The organism is Rhodococcus sp. ENV425 (assembly GCF_002887785.1).
Classification (GTDB): Bacteria; Actinomycetota; Actinomycetes; order Mycobacteriales; family Mycobacteriaceae; genus Rhodococcus; species Rhodococcus aetherivorans.
In genome coordinates, this window is sequence record NZ_PCZU01000166.1 from 1 (window position 1) to 3,489 (window position 3,489).

Genomic DNA, 3,489 nt, shown 5'->3' on the forward strand with positions numbered 1-3,489 from the left:
GAGGGAGTTGCCGCCCAGGTCGAAGAACGAGTCGTCGGCGCCGAGCCCGTCCAGGCCGAGGACGTCGGCGAAGGCGGCGGCGGCGGCGGTCTCGACCGGTCCACGCGGTGCGCGGGCCGGGCGCCGGCTGCGGCCGAAGTCCGGCTCCGGCAGCGCCGTCCGGTCCAGCTTGCCGACCGGGGTGAGCGGAACCTCGTCGAGGACGACGACCGCGGCGGGCACGAGATGGGCGGGCAGCTGTTCGCCGAGCCGGTCCCGCAGCCGGTCCGGGTCCAGCCCGCGGCCCGGCACGGGCCGCACGTAGGAGACGAGGACGGCCGAGCCGGTGGGACCGGGACGGCCGAGCGTGGCCGCGAAGTCCACGTCGGCGACGGCGGCGAGGGCCGCGTCGACCTCCCCGAGCTCGACGCGGATGCCGCGCACCTTGACCTGGAAGTCGGTGCGGCCCAGGTATTCCAGCACCGGGCCGCCGTCGGCGGCGCGGGTCCAGCGCACGAGGTCACCGGTGCGGTACATGCGCTCCCCGGGCCGTCCGGGATGCGCGACGAACCGGCTCGCGGTCAGCTGCGGACGGCCGTGGTAGCCGCGCGCCAGCCCGGGACCGGCCAGGTACAGCTCTCCGGCGGTGCCGAGCGGCACCGGCCGCAGCCAGCCGTCGAGGACTTCGGTTTCGGTGCCGGGCACACCGGCGCCGAGGGTGACGGGCGCATCGGCGGTGAGGGGGGCGACGGTGGCCCAGATGGTGGTCTCGGTGGGGCCGTAGAGGTTGAACATCGTGCGGCCGGGCGCCCACCGGCGCACCAGGTCGGTGGGGACGGCCTCACCGCAGACACCGACGACCCGCACGGTGTGCGCGGCGGCCGGGTCGAGGGTGGCCAGCACCGCGGGGGTGAGGACGAGGTGGGTGACGCCCGCGTCGGCGAGCCGGTCGGTCAGTTCGTCGCCGCCGACGACCGTCGGGGGTACGACGACGAGCCGGGCGCCGGCGGCGAACGCGGCGAGCTGTTCGAACACGGACGCGTCGAAGCTCGGCGACGCCACGTGCGCGACCCGTGCCGACGGGGTCGGCTCCAGCACGGCGAGCAGTGCGTCGACCAGGTTGCCGAGGCCCCGGTGGGTGACCGTGACGGCCTTCGGCGTCCCGGTCGAGCCGGAGGTGTAGATCAGGTAGGCCGGGTCGTCGAGCCGGGCCGGTGACGGCACCGCGGGGCCGGCCGGGGTGCGGCGGGCGGTCGCGGGATCGTCGAGCACCAGCCACGTCGTCGCGGAGCCGGGCAGCCGGTCCCGGTGGGCGGTGACGGTGACGCCGAGGCGGGCGCCGGAATCGGTGAGCATGTGCTCGATCCGGTCCAGGGGGTGGCGCGGGTCGACGGGGACGAACGCGGCGCCGGTCTTCGCGACCGCCCACACGGCGAGGACCGATTCGAGCGAGCGGGTCAGCGCGAGCGCGACCAGCGTGCCGGGTCCGGCGCCGTGCGCGGCGAGCAGCCCCGCCAGGGCGGCGGCCCGGTCGTCGAGTTCGCGGTAGGTGAGCTCGGCGGTGCCGGCGACGACGGCGACCGCATCCGGGTGACGGGTGGCGGTGCCGGCGAGGATGTCGGCGAGGGTGACGGCCCGGTCGCGGGCCGGCACGAATGGGGCGTCGACGCCGGGGGCGCCGAGCGCGGCGATGCGGCGGTCCGGGGTCCGGGCGAGCGCACCGAGCAGCTCCGCGCACCGCTCGAGGATGCGGCGCGCGACGCCGTCACCGACCGAGGCGGGGCGGTAGCGCACGCTCAGCTCCGGCCGGGCGCCCGGCTCGACGATCAGGCTCACGGGGTACGGGGTGGCTTCGGCGCCGGTGACGCCGAGGACCCGCATTCCGGCGCCGTCGGCGGTCGCGGACAGGGCGTCGCGGTCGAGCGGGTAGGACTCGACGACGGCGAGGGTGTCGAACAGTTCGGTGACGCCGGCCGCCCGGTGGATCTCGGCGAGCCCGAGGTGCTGGTGCTCGAGCAGCGCCGCCTGTTCGGCCTGGAGGCGGCGCAGCAGGTCGGCGCCGGTGTCGGTGGGCTGCAGGCGCACCCGCACCGGCACGGTGTTGACGAACAGGCCGAGCACGGCGTCCACGCCGGGCAGCTCGGGCGGGCGGCCGGAGACGGTGGAGCCGAACACCACGTCGGTGCGGCCGGTGAGCTCGGCCAGGGTCAGCGCCCACGCCGCCTGCACGACGGTGGCGAGGGTGACGTCGTGGGCGCGGGTGGCAGCGTCGAGGGCGGCGGCGGTTTCGGCGCTCAGCGCGACGGTGTGGGCGGCGCCGCCGGTGTCGGCGGGGTCGTCGTGCGGGGCGACGAGGGTGGGGGCGTCGATGCCGTCCAGGGCGCGGGCCCACGCGGTCCGCGCGGCGACGAGGTCCCGGCCGGCGAGCCAGGCCAGGTGGTCCCGGAACGACGGCGCCGGTCCGGGCACCGCCGCGCCCGCCGCGTAGGCGGTGAGCAGTTCGGCGACGAGCAGCGGGGTGGACCAGCCGTCGAGGACGAGGTGGTGGTTGGTCAGCAGCAGCCGGTACCGGTCGGCGGCGGTGCGGACCAGGTGGACGCGCAGCAGCGGCGCGGCGGCCAGGTCGAACCGGTCGGCGCGGTCCGCGTCGAGGATGCGCGCCAGCTCGCCGTCGGTGTCGGCACGGCCGCGCAGATCGGTTTCCCGCCAGGTCACGTCGGCCGTGCGGAGCACGACCTGGAGCGGGCCGGCGGCCGTGTCGCGGAAGGCGGCCCGCAGGCTGTCGTGCCGGTCGACCACGGACTGCGCCGCGGCGCGGAGCCGGGCGGGGTCCACGGTGCCGGCGAGTTCGAGCACGGTCTGCACGGTGTAGTCGTCGGGGGCGTCGGTGGCGGCGTACCCGGTGTGGAACAGCAGCCCGGCCTGCAGCGGGGACAGCGGCCACACGTCGGCCAGGCCTCCGCGGTCGCGCTCCCACGCGTCGATCCGGTCCTGGTCGACGGCGACCAGCGGGAAGTCGGAGGGGCTGTGACCGCCGGCGGCCGGGTCGCCGACGTGCCAGGCGAGCGCGGCGAGCGCGGCCACCCACAGCTGCGCGAACTCGTCGACGGCGTCCTCGTCGAGCAGGCCGGTCGCGTAGGTGAAGGTGGCGGCGAGGCCGTCGGCCTCGACGGCGGCGTCGATGTCGAGCACCGCGGGCAGCGGCATCTGCGGTTCGCGGGTGGCGGCGGTGCCGAGCGGCAGCCACGGTCCCTCGACCGTGGTGTCGATGCGGCCGAGGAAGTTGAACGCGATCTGCGGGGCCGGATGCGCGGGCAGGGTGCCGGCGACGTACCGGAGCAGGCCGTAGCCGATGCCGTGGTCGGGAACGGCGGCGAGCCGTTCCTTGACCGACCGGATCGCCGCGCCCGCCGCGGCACCGCCACCGAAGGCGTCGTCGACGTCGATGCCGGTGAGGTCCACGTCGAGGGGGTGCACGGTGGTGAACCATCCGACGGTGCGGGACAGGTC

General features: G+C 76.6%; 1 protein-coding gene. It reads right to left on the minus strand.

The features are described 5' to 3' along the window. Positions 1-3,489, minus strand: a 3,489-nt coding sequence (locus CQZ88_RS13515; RefSeq protein WP_146034303.1) for an amino acid adenylation domain-containing protein, incomplete at both ends; no start/stop codon positions are given.